The 13,792-nt window shown below is 56.4% G+C and carries 15 protein-coding genes; 10 read left to right on the forward strand and 5 right to left on the reverse strand.

Annotated elements, in window-relative coordinates; genetic code table 11:
* The first annotated feature begins 1 nt into the window (after window position 1).
* Genes ctaD through HCU74_RS13070 form a run of 3 tightly spaced genes read left to right on the forward strand, consistent with a single transcriptional unit; the run spans window position 2 to window position 3,158 of the window.
* A complete protein-coding gene (ctaD, locus tag HCU74_RS13060) occupies window positions 2-1,558 on the forward strand; it encodes a cytochrome c oxidase subunit I (protein ID WP_168450854.1) in 1,557 nt (518 codons plus the stop codon).
* A gap of 15 nt (window positions 1,559-1,573) precedes the next feature.
* The gene (locus tag HCU74_RS13065; RefSeq protein ID WP_168450855.1) at window positions 1,574-2,137 is read left to right on the forward strand and encodes a cytochrome c oxidase assembly protein; all 564 of its coding nucleotides are present in this window, start codon (window positions 1,574-1,576) and stop codon (window positions 2,135-2,137) included.
* Between the two features lie 40 nt (window positions 2,138-2,177).
* Window positions 2,178-3,158, forward strand: coding sequence for a cytochrome c oxidase subunit 3 (locus tag HCU74_RS13070; RefSeq protein WP_168450856.1), 981 nt, complete (start codon window positions 2,178-2,180; stop codon window positions 3,156-3,158).
* Between the two features lie 103 nt (window positions 3,159-3,261).
* Here HCU74_RS13070 and HCU74_RS13075 read toward each other — a convergent pair whose 3' ends face one another.
* Entirely contained in the window at window positions 3,262-3,504 is a 243-nt protein-coding gene (locus tag HCU74_RS13075; RefSeq protein WP_168450857.1) for a DUF2909 domain-containing protein, read from the reverse strand.
* Between the two features lie 50 nt (window positions 3,505-3,554).
* On the opposite strand from HCU74_RS13075, the gene HCU74_RS13080 reads away from it, so the two are divergent.
* Genes HCU74_RS13080 through HCU74_RS13100 form a run of 5 tightly spaced genes read left to right on the forward strand, consistent with a single transcriptional unit; the run spans window position 3,555 to window position 7,566 of the window.
* Window positions 3,555-4,295, forward strand: a complete 741-nt coding sequence (locus HCU74_RS13080; protein ID WP_168450858.1) for an SURF1 family protein — start codon at window positions 3,555-3,557, stop codon at window positions 4,293-4,295.
* The gene (locus tag HCU74_RS13085; protein WP_168450859.1) at window positions 4,292-4,909 is read left to right on the forward strand and encodes a hypothetical protein; all 618 of its coding nucleotides are present in this window, start codon (window positions 4,292-4,294) and stop codon (window positions 4,907-4,909) included. Before HCU74_RS13080 ends, HCU74_RS13085 begins: the two co-directional genes overlap by 4 nt.
* 26 nt (window positions 4,910-4,935) lie before the next feature.
* Window positions 4,936-5,988 carry a COX15/CtaA family protein gene (locus tag HCU74_RS13090; RefSeq protein ID WP_246864621.1) on the forward strand — a complete coding sequence of 351 codons (1,053 nt, stop codon included), beginning with the start codon at window positions 4,936-4,938 and terminating at the stop codon, window positions 5,986-5,988.
* Window positions 5,985-6,908 (forward strand): heme o synthase, encoded by a 924-nt coding sequence (cyoE, locus tag HCU74_RS13095; protein ID WP_168450860.1) that lies wholly within the window; start codon window positions 5,985-5,987, stop codon window positions 6,906-6,908. The genes HCU74_RS13090 and cyoE overlap by 4 nt, the downstream gene beginning before the upstream one ends.
* Window positions 6,901-7,566 (forward strand): SCO family protein, encoded by a 666-nt coding sequence (locus tag HCU74_RS13100; protein WP_168450861.1) that lies wholly within the window; start codon window positions 6,901-6,903, stop codon window positions 7,564-7,566. The genes cyoE and HCU74_RS13100 overlap by 8 nt, the downstream gene beginning before the upstream one ends.
* Here HCU74_RS13100 and HCU74_RS13105 read toward each other — a convergent pair.
* The 3 genes from HCU74_RS13105 to HCU74_RS13115 are packed head-to-tail and all read right to left on the reverse strand — an operon-like array spanning window position 7,560 to window position 9,592.
* Window positions 7,560-8,360 (reverse strand): metal ABC transporter permease, encoded by an 801-nt coding sequence (locus HCU74_RS13105; RefSeq protein WP_168450862.1) that lies wholly within the window; start codon window positions 8,358-8,360, stop codon window positions 7,560-7,562. The genes HCU74_RS13100 and HCU74_RS13105 overlap by 7 nt on opposite strands.
* Window positions 8,353-9,129, reverse strand: coding sequence for a zinc ABC transporter ATP-binding protein ZnuC (gene znuC, locus HCU74_RS13110; protein ID WP_168450863.1), 777 nt, complete (start codon window positions 9,127-9,129; stop codon window positions 8,353-8,355). Before znuC ends, HCU74_RS13105 begins: the two co-directional genes overlap by 8 nt.
* Window positions 9,122-9,592 (reverse strand): Fur family transcriptional regulator, encoded by a 471-nt coding sequence (locus HCU74_RS13115; protein ID WP_168450864.1) that lies wholly within the window; start codon window positions 9,590-9,592, stop codon window positions 9,122-9,124. Before HCU74_RS13115 ends, znuC begins: the two co-directional genes overlap by 8 nt.
* A gap of 93 nt (window positions 9,593-9,685) precedes the next feature.
* Here HCU74_RS13115 and HCU74_RS13120 point away from each other — a divergent pair, with 93 nt between their 5' ends.
* Window positions 9,686-10,531: a metal ABC transporter substrate-binding protein gene (locus HCU74_RS13120; RefSeq protein ID WP_168450865.1), complete on the forward strand. Its 846-nt coding sequence runs from the start codon at window positions 9,686-9,688 to the stop codon at window positions 10,529-10,531.
* A 4-nt stretch (window positions 10,532-10,535) separates the two neighbouring features.
* On the opposite strand, the gene HCU74_RS13125 is transcribed toward HCU74_RS13120, so the two are convergent.
* A complete protein-coding gene (locus tag HCU74_RS13125; RefSeq protein ID WP_168450866.1) occupies window positions 10,536-10,796 on the reverse strand; it encodes a hypothetical protein in 261 nt (86 codons plus the stop codon).
* A 266-nt stretch (window positions 10,797-11,062) separates the two neighbouring features.
* On the opposite strand from HCU74_RS13125, the gene polA reads away from it, so the two are divergent.
* Entirely contained in the window at window positions 11,063-13,789 is a 2,727-nt protein-coding gene (polA, locus tag HCU74_RS13130; RefSeq protein WP_168450867.1) for a DNA polymerase I, read from the forward strand.
* Window positions 13,790-13,792 lie beyond the last annotated feature (3 nt).

The following is a 13,792-nucleotide window of genomic DNA, read 5'->3' on the forward strand; positions in this document are numbered from 1 at the left end:
CATGGGTGCTCACGGACCTGCTAAAGGTTTGACCCGGTGGCTAACGACCACCAACCACAAAGACATCGGTTCGATGTACTTGTGGTTCAGCTTCGCCATGTTCTTGCTTGGCGGTTCTTTCGCGATGATTATTCGTGCGGAGCTGTTCCAGCCCGGCCTGCAAATTGTGCAGCCCGAGTTTTTCAATCAGATGACCACCATGCACGGTCTGGTCATGGTTTTCGGTGCCATCATGCCGGCCTTTGTTGGCTTGGCGAACTGGATGATTCCACTGATGATCGGTGCTCCGGATATGGCTCTGCCCCGGATGAACAACTGGTCGTTCTGGATTCTGCCGCCGACTTTCCTGTTGCTGGCGTCTACCCTGTTCATGGAAGGTGGTGGTCCTAACTTCGGTTGGACGTTCTACGCGCCGCTGTCGACGACCTATGCCCCGCCAAGTGTGACCTTCTTTATATTTGCGGTTCACGCCATGGGTATCTCGTCCATCATGGGTTCGATCAACATCATCGCTACCATTGTAAACATGCGCGCTCCCGGCATGACTTACATGAAGATGCCGATGTTCGTCTGGACCTGGTTGATTACTGCCTTCCTGCTGGTTGCGGTAATGCCAGTACTGGCCGGTGCGGTCACCATGATGTTGATGGATATTCACTTCGGCACCAGCTTCTTTAATGCAGCCGGTGGCGGTGATCCCGTTCTGTTCCAGCACGTGTTCTGGTTCTTCGGTCACCCCGAGGTATACATCATCATTCTGCCCGCCTTTGGTGTGGTGTCTGAGGTTATTCCGACCTTCTCGCGCAAGCCGCTGTTCGGTTACGACTCAATGGTTTACGCAACGGCTTCTATCGCCTTCCTGTCGTTCATCGTATGGGCTCACCATATGTACACGGTAGGTCTGCCGATTGCCGGTGAGCTGTTCTTTATGTACGCCACCATGCTGATTGCCGTGCCGACAGCTGCCAAGGTGTTTAACTGGATCACGACCATGTTCAAGGGCTCCATTACCCTTGAAACGCCGATGCTGTTTGCCATCGCGAAGGTATTCCTGTTCACCGTAGGTGGTTTCTCTGGTCTGATGCTGGCGATTGCGCCCGCTGACTTCCAGTACCACGACAGTTACTTCGTTGTTGCCCACTTCCATTACACCATGGTTGCCGGTGCGATCTTCGCCCTGTCCTCAGCCGTGTACTACTGGCTGCCCAAGTGGACTGGCAAGATGTACAACGAGACTATGGGTAAAGCGCATTTCTGGATTTCGTTCCTCGGCTTCAACCTGACCTTCTTCCCGCAGCACTTTGTGGGTCTGGCGGGTATGCCGCGTCGTATCCCGGATTACAACCTGATGTTCGCTGACTTCAACATGATGTCGTCCATCGGTGCGTTTATCTACGGTACCAGCCAACTGCTGTTCCTGTTCAACATCGTGCGGACTATCACCCACGGCAAGCCGGTTAACAGCGACAAGGTTTGGGACGGTGCAACCACTCTTGAGTGGACAGTACCCAGCCCTGCCCCTTATCACACTTTCAGCACTCCGCCGGAAGTGAAGTAAGAGGAGTAGCAGGCAATGGCAACGGCGAATAAAAACGTAGCAAAAACCACTGGCAAGCTTCTGGTGCTTTCTGTGGCGATGTTCGCCTTTGCCATGTGGGTGATGCCGCCCCTGTACAACGCGTTGTGCGAGGTGCTGGGGATTAACGGTAAGACCAGCGGGCGCTACGAAGTGGTTGAAAGTGCGGTGGATACCACTCGCACGGTCAAGGTCCAGTTTGTGGCGCAAAACAATGAAATGATGCCCTGGGAATTTGCACCCAATACCAGTCAGGTAGAAGTGCACCCCGGTGAGCCAGCTCAGGTGACGTTTTACGCAAAAAACACCCAGAGCCGGTTTATGGTGTCGCAGTCGATACCGAGCCTCGTGCCAAGCCGGGCGGCGGAATACTTCCACAAAACGGAGTGTTTCTGCTTTAACAACCAGCCATTGGAGGCTGGCGCCGAGGCCGATATGCCGCTGCGCTTCATTGTCGACCGGGATTTGCCCAAGGACATCCACGTCATCACCCTGTCCTATACTATTTTTGATGTAACTGAGATGGCGGCCAAGCAGGAATCGCTGGCCGCATCGAACTAGGAAAGAGATTTTTCTCAAGCGAGAAAACGGAGACTTAAACATGGCAGGTCAAAGCAGTGCCGGGCACGAAACCTACTACGTGCCAGAGAAGAGTAGCCTTGCTATCAATGCAACTATTGGTTTGATTACCATAGTTTACGGTGCGTCCAGTGTCATCAATGATGCCACCTACCGCCCCGGCGAGGAAACCAACTCAAGTTTTATCCTTTTTGCTGGTCTGGCTTACATGGCTGCGACCCTGTGGGTGTGGTTCGGAACCGCGATCCGCGAAAACCGTCAGGGCATGAACAGCGCTCAGCTCAAGCACTCCTATGTGATTGGCATGCAGTGGTTCATTTTCTCTGAGGTGATGTTCTTTGCCGCCTTCTTTGGCGCGTTGTTCTATATCCGCAACCTGTCAGGCCCTTGGCTTGCTGGTGAAGGCGCTGGTGCGATGAACAGCCTGTTGTGGCCTGGCTTTGAATACAGCTGGCCGCTGATGGATACGCCCCAGGACGCCATTGGTGGTGTGCAGGCGCAGGCAGCAGCGGGTCATTTAGCCAACAACGGTGAATTTACCGGCCCGGGCAAACACCTGTCCTTCCCTGGCTTTGCCAATATGAGCCACTGGTTGCCCTTGTACAACACAATCATCCTGCTGACCTCGAGCTTCACCTGTCACATTGCTCACATTGGCATCAAGGAAAACAACCGCAAGAAGTTTAACCTGTGGTTGGCGATCACCGTTGCTCTGGGTGTGATCTTCCTGTACCTGCAGTACATGGAATACCACGAAGCTCTGTTTGAGTACGGCATCAAGCTGAACAGTGGTGTCTACGGTACCACCTTCTTCATGCTGACCGGCTTCCACGGTTTCCACGTGGCAATGGGTACCTTTATGCTGTTGGTGCAGCTGGTACGCTCCAAAGCGAAGGGACACTTCAGCGCCAGCGACCAGTTCGGCTTTGAAGCGTCTTCATGGTACTGGCACTTTGTTGACGTGGTATGGGTATTCCTGTTCCTGTTTGTCTACATCCTCTAAGCCCGGCTTAGAGTGTGCCGAAAACGGCCGGCCCGTTGATTTGCTTGCAAATTAGCGGTTCCGGCCGATTTTGTATCTGTCTGTTTGAGGGTTCAACAAAACGTTATTGATCGTTTTGCAGGGCCTCAGCGTGGCGCTGATCCCAGGGGGCATTGGAGCCGAGTTCGCCGGTATAAATGCCGTAAAGCAGGAAGCCCATCATTGTTGCCGCAATGGCGAGTCGTACCCCGAGGGAATTCACCGTGCGCATGGTTTTGCCCTGATCTTTCACCAAAAAGAACAGGCCGCTGAACAGGCTGATGCACAAGGCGATAAACAGCACAACAATGACGACTTTTATCCACATAACCTGTCTCCTCGTAAATTTGCCGCAGTATACACAATCGGAACAAATATATGGCTGACTCTGCGCCCCGCCTACGCTGGCAACTGGATTGGAAATCGCTGCTGGCGATTGTTCTTATGCTACCGGTATTGCTCAGTCTCGGCTTTTGGCAACTGGAGCGGGCGGCGGAAAAGCAGCGCTTGCTGGACGCCGCTGAGCAGCGTCGGGGTCTGTCCCCCGTCGATGTCAGCAGCCTTGAGGAATACCCGAATTACCGCCCGGTGTTCGCCGAAGGTCGCTTTGACAGTCAGCGCTACTGGTTGTTGGATAATCGAATTCGGCAGGGACGTTTCGGTTATGAGATAATCGCGCTCCTGAAATTGACCGACGGTCGGCACCTATTGGTCGAGCGTGGTTGGATAGCCGCCGATCCGTCGCGACAAACACTGCCGAAGGTGGATTTTCCCGAGGGTATTCAGCGTGTAGAGGGCGAGTTATACCGCTCGCTGGAAACGCCTTACAGCCTCGGCGAAGTGGATCAGCAGCACTGGCCGCGCCGTCGTCAGTGGTTTGATTATGACCGCGCCGCTGAAGACGTGGATTCGCTGCTGCCGACAATTTTGCGCCTGAGCGAGCACAGCCCAGGGGCTCTGCGAACCGATCGTCTGTTGATTAACGTATCGCCGCAAAAGCATCGGGGCTATGCCGTTCAGTGGTTTGCGATGGCCGCAGTGCTTGGTGTGATCTTTATTATCCGTAACAGTAATATTCTCACGCGGCGTAAGCCGAGTGCCGAGGAGAGCAAGCGATGACATCTGAAGGGTCTGCTACCGGAAAAAAACAACTTACCGTCATTCTGGCGATACCCATTGTGGTTATCGCCTTGTCGAGTTTGTTATTTGTGCTGGCACAGAAAAATATCCTCAACTTCTCGACGGTGAATCGCGGCACCCTTATTGTGCCGCCGGTGCAGATGGAAGAACTCCATCTTAAGCGCACTGATGGCAGTGAGTTTTTATTCGATCAGGTCGATTCAAAATGGGTATGGGCGGTGGTTGGCGGACAGACGTGTACGGGCCCCTGTGAGCGTATGCTTTATCTCACCCGCCAGACCCATGTTGCCCTGGGTAAAAAAACCGGACGAGTCGAGCGTGTTTATATCGCGCTGGATGGTCGGATTTCAGCGGAGTTGCGGGATTTTCTCGAGGCGGAGCATAGCGATTTAACCGTACTCTATGCCGACGGCCCGGACTACATGCAGGCGCTGTCTCATATGTCGGCGTCGCCGCGGGATGATCGAAGCTTTTATGTGATTGACCCGCTCGGCTGGATGATGATGGCCTACCGTGCCCAGGACACCGAGCAGGATACGCTGACCGCCTTGGGTAAGGATGTATTGAAGGATATGAAGCGCCTGCTTAAGTAGTGCGCCGCTGGAAATGGTAAAACATCATGATGCAATTGTTTAATCAGCCTGAACTGCGCAAGCCCGGTTTTCGCCTTGCGTTTTGTGCGTGTCTCGTCGCGGTTATCGTACTGGGTATGGGAGTATTCACTCGACTTGCCGACGCGGGATTGGGGTGTCCGGACTGGCCGGGCTGCTACGGTCATATCCTCTGGCCGAATGAAGAACACGAAGTTGCCCGGGCGAATGAAGCGTTTCCCCACGCGCCTGTTGAGCACGATAAAACCTGGCCGGAGATGATTCATCGTTATCTGGCGACCAGTCTGGGCTTGTTTACCATTGCCCTGCTGGTCCTCGCGGTGCGCCATCGAGGGCCACAACAGCCGCTCAAACTGCCAATATTTTTGCTCGGCTTTATTATTTTGCAGGGCATGTTTGGCATGTGGACGGTAACGCTCAAGCTGTGGCCCCAGGTTGTCACCGCCCACCTTCTGGGCGGCTTTACCACACTCAGTTTGCTGTGGTTGCTCACGCTCAGGCTGAATAACCACCGTTGGCAGGTGCCGGCAATTGGCGAGGCGCGGCTGCGTTCGTTGCGTCGCTTTGCGGTGGTGGCCCTTGTGGTAGTGACCGCGCAAATCGCCCTGGGCGGATGGACAACGTCGAACTATGCGGCCATCGCCTGCCCGGATTTCCCCCATTGTCAGGGTGCCTGGTTACCGCCGATGGATTTTGCCAGCGGCTTTAATATTGGCCAGCATGTGGGCCCAAACTACCTTGGCGGCATCATGGATAACGACGCTCGAGTGGCGATTCATGTCAGCCACCGAATTGGCGCCATCTTCACCGCAATAGTGCTGCTGTTTATGTTTGTGCGCTTGCGCGGACTCGGCCATATGGCGGCGAACCGAATGTCCTGGGTGCTGTTGGTGGTGCTGATCGGACAAATACTGCTGGGTGTCAGCAATATTGTGTTCAGTTTTCCTATCGCGGTCGCTGTGGCTCACAACCTCGTGGGTGCGCTGTTGCTGTTGGTGGTAGTGAGTGCCAACTATTTTCTGTTCACCGCCGAGGTGAATCGCGGAGGTGTACGTTTATGAATCAGGTTGCCAATGAAGAAGGTCGCGTTAGCTGGCGCGACTACTACGAACTGTGCAAGCCCAATGTTGTATTGCTTATGTTGCTGACCTCGGTGATTGGCATGTTTATGTCAGTGCCGGGAATGGTGCCGTGGAAGGTGCTGATTCTGGGCAACCTCGGAATTGCTCTGTGTGCGGCGTCGGCCGCTGCGGTCAACCATTTGGTAGATCGTCGCATCGACCTGGAAATGGCGCGGACCCATAACCGCCCCATCGCCCAGGGTCGGCTAAGCACCCTGCAGGCGGCAACCTTTGCTGCGATTCTCGGCGGGCTTGGCATGGCCATTTTGCTGATTGAGATCAACGCCTTGACGGCCTGGCTGACCCTGGCTTCCCTGCTGGGCTACGCGGTGGTGTATACCCTCTATCTGAAGCGAGCCACGCCGCAAAATATCGTGATCGGAGGCATTGCCGGGGCCGCCCCGCCCCTGCTGGGGTGGACGGCGGTGACCAACGAAGTGCACGGTCACGCGCTGCTGCTGGTGCTGATTATTTTTGTGTGGACGCCCCCTCACTTCTGGGCCCTCGCGATTCACCGTCGCGACGACTATGCCAAGGTGGATATTCCGATGTTGCCGGTCACCCACGGCATTGGCTACACCAAGCTGCATACGCTGCTGTATACCATCCTGTTGTTTGTGGTCACCCTGCTCCCCTTCGCTACGGGCCTGAGTGGTTCGCTGTATTTGCTCGGCGCGGTGTGTCTGGGTGCAGGTTTTATCTATTGGGCCATTGTGCTGCTGCGGGGAAAAGACCCGAAAGCTCCCATGGCAACATTCAAATATTCGATTATTTATCTTATGGCGTTATTTGTGGTGATGTTGCTCGACCACTATATGTTACCCGCCACGATAATCTACGAGGTGCCTGGCTATGAGTAATACCGACGGTTCCCATTCGCAGAAGCAAAAGCGCGGCATTCGCGCCACCGTGATTTGCATTGTGGTTATCTCCTCATTTTTGGTGGGTAGTTTCTTCTACGCCTTTACCAAAGCTCGAGTAATGACCCGCGATGAGCTGCGTGACCAAGGGGCCTATCTTTACGAGAACCCTCGGTTGATTCCCGGCTTTAGTCTGCTTGATGAGCGCGGTGCGACTATTACCCCGGAAGACCTGAAGGGTAAGTGGAATCTGCTGTTTTTTGGCTTTACCTATTGCCCGGATATTTGCCCAACCACCCTGGCGCAAATGAAGCTGTTTTATCAGGAGTTGGAGCCAGAGGTACAGGCCAATACCCAGATCTGGTTAGCCAGTGTTGATCCCGCCAGAGACACGCCGGAGCAGTTGAAGAATTACCTGGAATTTTTCCATCCGAGTTTCAAGGGCATTACCGGGGATTTTCTGGAAATCCATCGTTTTGCTACGGCATTGAATATTCCCTTTGCCAAAGTGCCCGGTGGCGGCGCCGATTATCTGGTTGAGCACAGCGCCAATATTGCACTGGTGAATCCCCAGGGGCACTCCCAGGGCTTCTTCAAGGCGCCTCTGAATATCAGTAAGTTAAAGACGACCTACCTGACCATTCGCGAACACTACTGATTGCTGACACGCCGCGCCCCCGGGGCGAAGTGGCTGATAATAAAGATCAGGCCGGCGGTGAGGACAATGCTGGGGCCAGCGGGGCTGTCAAAGTGCCAGGCGGCGCCAAGACCGATCAACACCGCGACCATGCCGACCAGCGCCGCGAGCAGTGCCGACTGCTCGGGGCTGCGGGCGAGCCGCCCGGCGGCTGAGGCTGGAATAATCAGCATGGCGCTGATCAGCAGGACACCAACGATCTTCATCGCTACCGCCACAGTGGCCGCAATCAGCAACATGAGCAGCAGTCGCAGCCGCTGTACCTTCACCCCTTCCACTGCGGCGAGTTCTGCGTGGGCAATCATCGACAACAGGTCGCCCCAGAATATCACCAGCAATACCAGTGCCGCGCCACCGATGGCCGCAAGCAGGTAAAGGTCGTCGCGCATGACCGCCAGCAGGTCGCCAAACAAAAACGCGTTGAGGTCGAACCCCGGGCCGTCGATAAATGACAGGCAGACCAGTCCCAGTGCCAGGCTGCTGTGAGACAGAATACCGAGCAGACTGTCGAGGCTGGTGTTCCGCCAGAGTTGCAGGGCGAATAAGGAGCTGGCGATCAGCAGACAGGCCAGCAACACCGCCAGCTGAATATCGATCTGCAGGCTGAGGCCCAGTGCCACCCCTAGCAGCGCGGAATGGGCCAGAGTGTCACCGTAGTAGGCCATGCGCTGCCAGGTGACCAATACCCCCAGAGGGCCGCAGATGGCCGCGAGAATCAAGCCGGCAATGCCAGCATATAACAGAATATCAATCATGGTGGTGGCCGCTATGATCGCAGTGATCCGAAGGCTGGATGACTTCGCCGTGCATATCGTGCTGGTGGTCGTGATCGTGCTGATACAGTGCGATGGCCTCGGCGTGGCGGCGACCGAACAGAGACAGGTACTCCGGGTCGTTGCTGACAGTTTCCGGGTGCCCGTGGCAGCAAATATGCTGGTTCAGGCAGATCACGGTGTCGGTTTGTGCCATCACCCAGTGCAGGTCGTGGGACACCATCAGCACCGCACAGTCGAGATCGTCCCGCAGCTTGCCGATCAACTCGTAAAGGGCGGTTTGTCCGGTAATATCTACCCCTTGGGCGGGTTCGTCCAACACCAGTAATTCGGGTTGCGCCAGCAACGCCCGGCTCAGCAGCACACGCTGGGTTTCTCCGCCGGAAATATCGTGTAGCGGACGGTCGGCCAGGTGGGAGATGCCGGCTCGCTGCAGTGCGTCCTTGATAGAGGTGCGACGGTTATTGGCCATGCGCAGAAAGCGGCTGACGCTGATGGGAATCAGCGGGTTCAGACTGAGTTTTTGCGGCATATAGCCTACGCGCAGATGAGGGCGTCGTTGCACCTCTCCCTGGTCACAGTTTCGCAGGCCCAGCGCCACCCGCAGCAGTGTGCTCTTGCCGGCGCCATTGGGGCCGATCACCGTCATGATCTGCCCACGGCTCAGGCTCAGGTTGATGTTGGACAGCAAGGTGTTGCTACCCTGTTGTGCCGACACATTACGCAGCTGCAGCAGGGCCTGTTCAGTCATTTTGGCCTGCACAGTGTTTGCAGCGACCGACGATTTCCACGCTCTGGCTGTCGATAGTGAAGTCTTGCTGGCGGGCGGCGGACTGTATCGCTGTGCCTATCCCATCGGCGAGCAATTCCGTGGCGTTATTGCAGTCCTTGCAAATCAGAAAGTGCCCGGAGTGGCCGTGGCCGGGGTCGTTGCACCCGACAAAGGCATTCAATGAGGCGATGCGATGAATCAAGCCTTGCTCGAGTAAAAAATCGAGGGCGCGATAAACCGTGGGTGGGGTGCTGCGCCTCTCGCTACGGGCGCTCAGGGATTCCAGCAAGTCATAGGCACCCACGGGCTGGTGGCTGGCCCAGATCAGCTTGAGAATGTCTGCGCGTATCGGGGTCAGACGTGCGCCGCGCTCGCTGCAGCGATGCCGGGCCATGGCCATTGCGTCGTCAATGCAGCGTTGGTGGTTGTGATTCAGGGACATGACTGAGAAGGAGCGCTCTTGCACAAGGTTTAATGTTATAATATTGCATTAACCGAATCCGCACCACCGTTACTGTCTGGAATTTGATGCCTCATGCGCCGTAGTCTGTTTTATGTTCTGGTACTGTCACTGGCCCTGTTTTCAAGCGTCAGTCAGGGGAAGGCCCTGCGGGTCGTGGCAAGCATACAGCCGCTGGCTCTGTTGGCAGCGGATATAGGTGGTGATGCCATTGAGGTTGAGCTGCTGCAGGCGCCGGGACAGTCGCCCCACGACTTTCAGTTGCGACCGTCGGATATGAAGCGTCTGGCGGCGGCGGATCTGGTGCTGTGGTTTGGGCCCGCCTTGGAGCACCATCTTGAGCGGCCGCTGCGTCGCTTCAGTGATGCCCGGGCATTGTACCCCGATGTTGAGCCCGGTGGTGTCGATCCTCACTTCTGGCTGGATGTCGCCGAGGTTGTGTCGGTGACTCGGCAGATCACCTTGCTGCTGTCCGATCGCCTGCCTTTGCGTAGTGCTTATTTTCACGCCAACGCGGCGCGTTTCGTCAGTGAGTTGCAGGCCTACGACCGTGAGTTGGCGGCGTCACTGGCGCGTAGCCAGAGTGTGCGGCATTTGTTTCTGCACGATGGCTTTTCGCGGCTGGAGAAGCGCTACGGCTTGCCCCGAGGTGAAGTGGTAGTGTCGGCGGAAGATCAAATGCCCGGAGCGCGTCACTTGGTCGAGCTGCGCAAGCGGCTGCAGGCTGGAGAGTTTTCCTGTGTGTTTCGCGAACCACAGTATTCGCGCTCATTGCTTAATGCGCTGACGCGGGATGTGTCGGTGGTGGTGCTGGAGTTAGACCCATTGGGAAGTGATGTGCGAAAAGCTGACGGCTTTATGGGCTTATACCGTCAGCTGGGAAGTACTTTACAGCGCTGTTTTACACCCATTGTGGGTTAAGCGCTTACTGGGCGTCGTCGGCGGGAATGGTGAAGGCCGCGAAATCATCCAGTGATACGCTCAGGCTGGCTGACACGGCGTCCAGAGTTTTTTCCAGAACGCGCTCGGCAGATTCCTTGCTGGCGTAGTTTACCGTTGGGGTGTAGGTTTCTTCCCCGGATTGATAAGCCAATACCAGCGACTGTTTCGTGCCCACTTCTGGCTCGGCAGCAGTCGCCATGGCACTGGCAACCAAAATCAAGATTGCGCTGGTAAGTCTTTTCATCTCTCTTTCTCCTTTACGGTGGGTCTGCTTGACCCTCACGGAGTGCGTTTGTCACCCCGTGTTACATAAGGTAACACAGTGAATTCCCGAATAGCTGCTTAATTTTTGTTAATTTCTACGTAACCCGCGGGATATGTGTGCTGCGTCATGTTACCGATGTCACGGTTAGGTAACATTTGTGTTTCAGTGTCGGCGCCGGAACGATTTACCGTATCGGTGGTCGTGTTACACTCCTCCCCTCTTTTCCGGTTAGTGAACACATTGCAATGACTGATACTTCGCCCCTCGTGCTGGTGGATGGCTCCTCCTATCTCTATCGCGCATTCCACGCCATGTCTCAGGCCGATCTGCGCAATTCCAGTGGCCAGCCCACCGGAGCCGTACGCGGAGTAATCAGCATGTTGCGGCGGCTGCAAAAGGACTACCCCGACAGTCCGATTGCGGTGGTGTTTGACGCCAAGGGCAAGACCTTTCGCGACGAGATGTTTGCCGAATACAAGGCCCAGCGCCCGCCTATGCCGGATGATCTGCGCAGTCAGATTCAGCCCATTCACGACATCATTGATGCCATGGGGCTGCCGAGGCTGGTGGTCGATGGTGTTGAGGCCGATGACGTCATTGGTACGCTGGCAGCCCAGGCCGGGGCCGAACGCCCGGTCGTGGTATCCACCGGCGACAAGGACATGGCCCAGCTGGTCAATGACCACGTTACCCTCGTGAACACCATGACTGACACGCGGATGGATGTGGCCGGAGTAAAGGAAAAATTCGGTATTCCGCCGGAGCTTATCATCGACTATCTCGCGCTGATGGGTGACAAGGTCGATAACATACCCGGCGTGGCAGGTGTGGGGGAAAAAACCGCCCTCGCCCTTCTGCAGGCTCTGGGTGGCCTCAAAGATATTTATCAGCGTCTGGATGAAGTGCCTTCGCTGTCGATTCGCGGAGCCAAGAGTCTGGCCAAAAAGCTGGAAGATTCGCGGGATGCGGCGATGCTGTCCTATGAGCTGGCGACGATCAAGTGTGACGTCGAGCTGGAGGTCAGTATTGCCGAACTCATTCCGAAGGCGCCGGACAACGATGCCCTGCTGGCATTGTTCAGCGAAATGGAGTTTCGCAGCTGGGTGGAAGAGTTGCAGGGCAGTGAGGCCGCCACTGATGTCGAAAGCAGCAAGCCCGCCACAGCAACCCGCTACGAAGTGGTGACGGATGCCGAGGTTTTCCACAAGTGGGTAGAGCGGCTGGCCGCAGCGGAGCTGTTCGCCTTTGATACCGAAACGACCAGCCTTAATTATATGCAGGCGCGGGTGGTGGGGGTGTCCTTCGCGGTGGAAGCGGGGGAAGCGGCCTATGTGCCCTTTGGACATGACTACATCGATGCCCCGGATCAGCTCAGCGAGGAGGAGGTGCTCGGTGCGCTCAAGCCCCTGCTTGAGGACGCCGATTGTGCCAAGGTGGGGCAAAACCTCAAATACGACGCCAATGTGCTGGCCAATCATGGCATCGCGCTGCGCGGTATTGCCGACGACACCATGTTGCAGTCCTATGTGCTGAATTCCACCGCCAGTCGTCACGACATGGATACCCTGGCGCTGAAATACCTCGGTGAAACCACCGTGCACTACGAGGATATTGCCGGTAAGGGGGCGAAGCAGCTCAGTTTCAACCAAATTGCACTGGAGCAGGCTGGCCCCTACGCCGCTGAAGACGCCGATATCACCCTGCGACTTCATCAGTGCCTGTCGCCCCAGCTCGGCGCGGAAAAGGGTTTGAATGAGGTTTATCGCAATATCGAGTTGCCATTGGTGCCGGTGTTGTCGCGTATTGAGCGCAACGGCGCATTAATCAGTCGCGAGATGCTGGGCAAGCAAAGCCTGGAAATTGCAGAAAAACTGAAGGAGCTGGAGCAGCAGGCCTACGAGATTGCCGGGGGGGAGTTTAACCTCGCCTCACCCAAGCAGCTGGGGGAAATCCTGTTCGAGCGCCTGGAAATTCCGGTGGTGAAGAAAACTCCGAAGGGGGCGCCGTCTACCGCCGAGGAAGTGCTGGTCGAACTCGCCCACGACTATCCCCTGCCCAAGGTGATTCTCGACTACCGAGGGTTGGCCAAGCTCAAGTCCACCTACACCGATAAGTTGCCCCAGTTGATCGATGAACGCACGGGGCGGGTGCACACCTCTTACCACCAGGCGGTGGCCGCGACGGGGCGGCTGTCGTCGTCGGACCCGAATTTGCAGAACATTCCCATTCGCAGCGCCGAGGGGCGCCGGATTCGCAAGGCCTTTATCGCCGCAGAAGGGTACAAGATTCTGGCGGCGGACTACTCCCAGATCGAGCTGCGTATTATGGCTCATTTGTCCCGGGACGAGGGGCTGATACGCGCATTCAAAAATGGCGAGGATATTCACCGCGCCACCGCGGCCGAGGTCTTCGGTGTGGCGCCGGAAGACGTGAGTGACGAGCAACGCCGCAATGCCAAGGCGATCAATTTCGGCTTGATTTACGGCATGTCTGCCTTCGGGCTGGCGCGGCAGCTGCATATCGGTCGCAACGAGGCCCAGCAATACATCGACCTGTATTTCGAGCGCTACCCCGGGGTGCTGCGATATATGGACGACACTCGAGCGCTGGCCGCCGAGAAGGGCTATGTCGAGACCCTGTTTGGGCGTCGTCTGCACCTGCCGGAGATCAATGCGCGCAACGGCCAGCGCCGCCAGGCTGCCGAGCGTACGGCGATCAATGCGCCGATGCAGGGCACTGCAGCTGATATTATCAAAAACGCAATGATCGCCGTGGATCGCTACCTGATCGATGAAAATCCCGATGCAAAAATGATTATGCAAGTGCACGATGAACTGGTGCTGGAGGTGGCTGAAGGCCAGCTCGAGCAAGTACAGGCGCGGGTCGTCGAGCTGATGTCAGCGGCTGCCGAGCTGGCCATTCCCCTTGAAGTCGGGGTAGGCAGCGGCAACAACTGGGACGAGGCGCACTGACCC

The sequence above is a fragment of the Spongiibacter thalassae genome (assembly GCF_012272835.1).
Lineage (GTDB): Bacteria > Pseudomonadota > Gammaproteobacteria > Pseudomonadales > Spongiibacteraceae > Spongiibacter > Spongiibacter thalassae.

Coding starts and splice junctions, on each gene's coding strand:
- ctaD (WP_168450854.1), top strand. CDS start 2: ATGGGTGCTCACGGACCTGCTAAAGGTTTGACCCGGTGGCTAACGACC.
- HCU74_RS13065 (WP_168450855.1), top strand. CDS start 1,574: ATGGCAACGGCGAATAAAAACGTAGCAAAAACCACTGGCAAGCTTCTG.
- HCU74_RS13070 (WP_168450856.1), top strand. CDS start 2,178: ATGGCAGGTCAAAGCAGTGCCGGGCACGAAACCTACTACGTGCCAGAG.
- HCU74_RS13075 (WP_168450857.1), bottom strand. CDS start 3,504: ATGTGGATAAAAGTCGTCATTGTTGTGCTGTTTATCGCCTTGTGCATC.
- HCU74_RS13080 (WP_168450858.1), top strand. CDS start 3,555: ATGGCTGACTCTGCGCCCCGCCTACGCTGGCAACTGGATTGGAAATCG.
- HCU74_RS13085 (WP_168450859.1), top strand. CDS start 4,292: ATGACATCTGAAGGGTCTGCTACCGGAAAAAAACAACTTACCGTCATT.
- HCU74_RS13090 (WP_246864621.1), top strand. CDS start 4,936: ATGATGCAATTGTTTAATCAGCCTGAACTGCGCAAGCCCGGTTTTCGC.
- cyoE (WP_168450860.1), top strand. CDS start 5,985: ATGAATCAGGTTGCCAATGAAGAAGGTCGCGTTAGCTGGCGCGACTAC.
- HCU74_RS13100 (WP_168450861.1), top strand. CDS start 6,901: ATGAGTAATACCGACGGTTCCCATTCGCAGAAGCAAAAGCGCGGCATT.
- HCU74_RS13105 (WP_168450862.1), bottom strand. CDS start 8,360: ATGATTGATATTCTGTTATATGCTGGCATTGCCGGCTTGATTCTCGCG.
- znuC (WP_168450863.1), bottom strand. CDS start 9,129: ATGACTGAACAGGCCCTGCTGCAGCTGCGTAATGTGTCGGCACAACAG.
- HCU74_RS13115 (WP_168450864.1), bottom strand. CDS start 9,592: ATGTCCCTGAATCACAACCACCAACGCTGCATTGACGACGCAATGGCC.
- HCU74_RS13120 (WP_168450865.1), top strand. CDS start 9,686: ATGCGCCGTAGTCTGTTTTATGTTCTGGTACTGTCACTGGCCCTGTTT.
- HCU74_RS13125 (WP_168450866.1), bottom strand. CDS start 10,796: ATGAAAAGACTTACCAGCGCAATCTTGATTTTGGTTGCCAGTGCCATG.
- polA (WP_168450867.1), top strand. CDS start 11,063: ATGACTGATACTTCGCCCCTCGTGCTGGTGGATGGCTCCTCCTATCTC.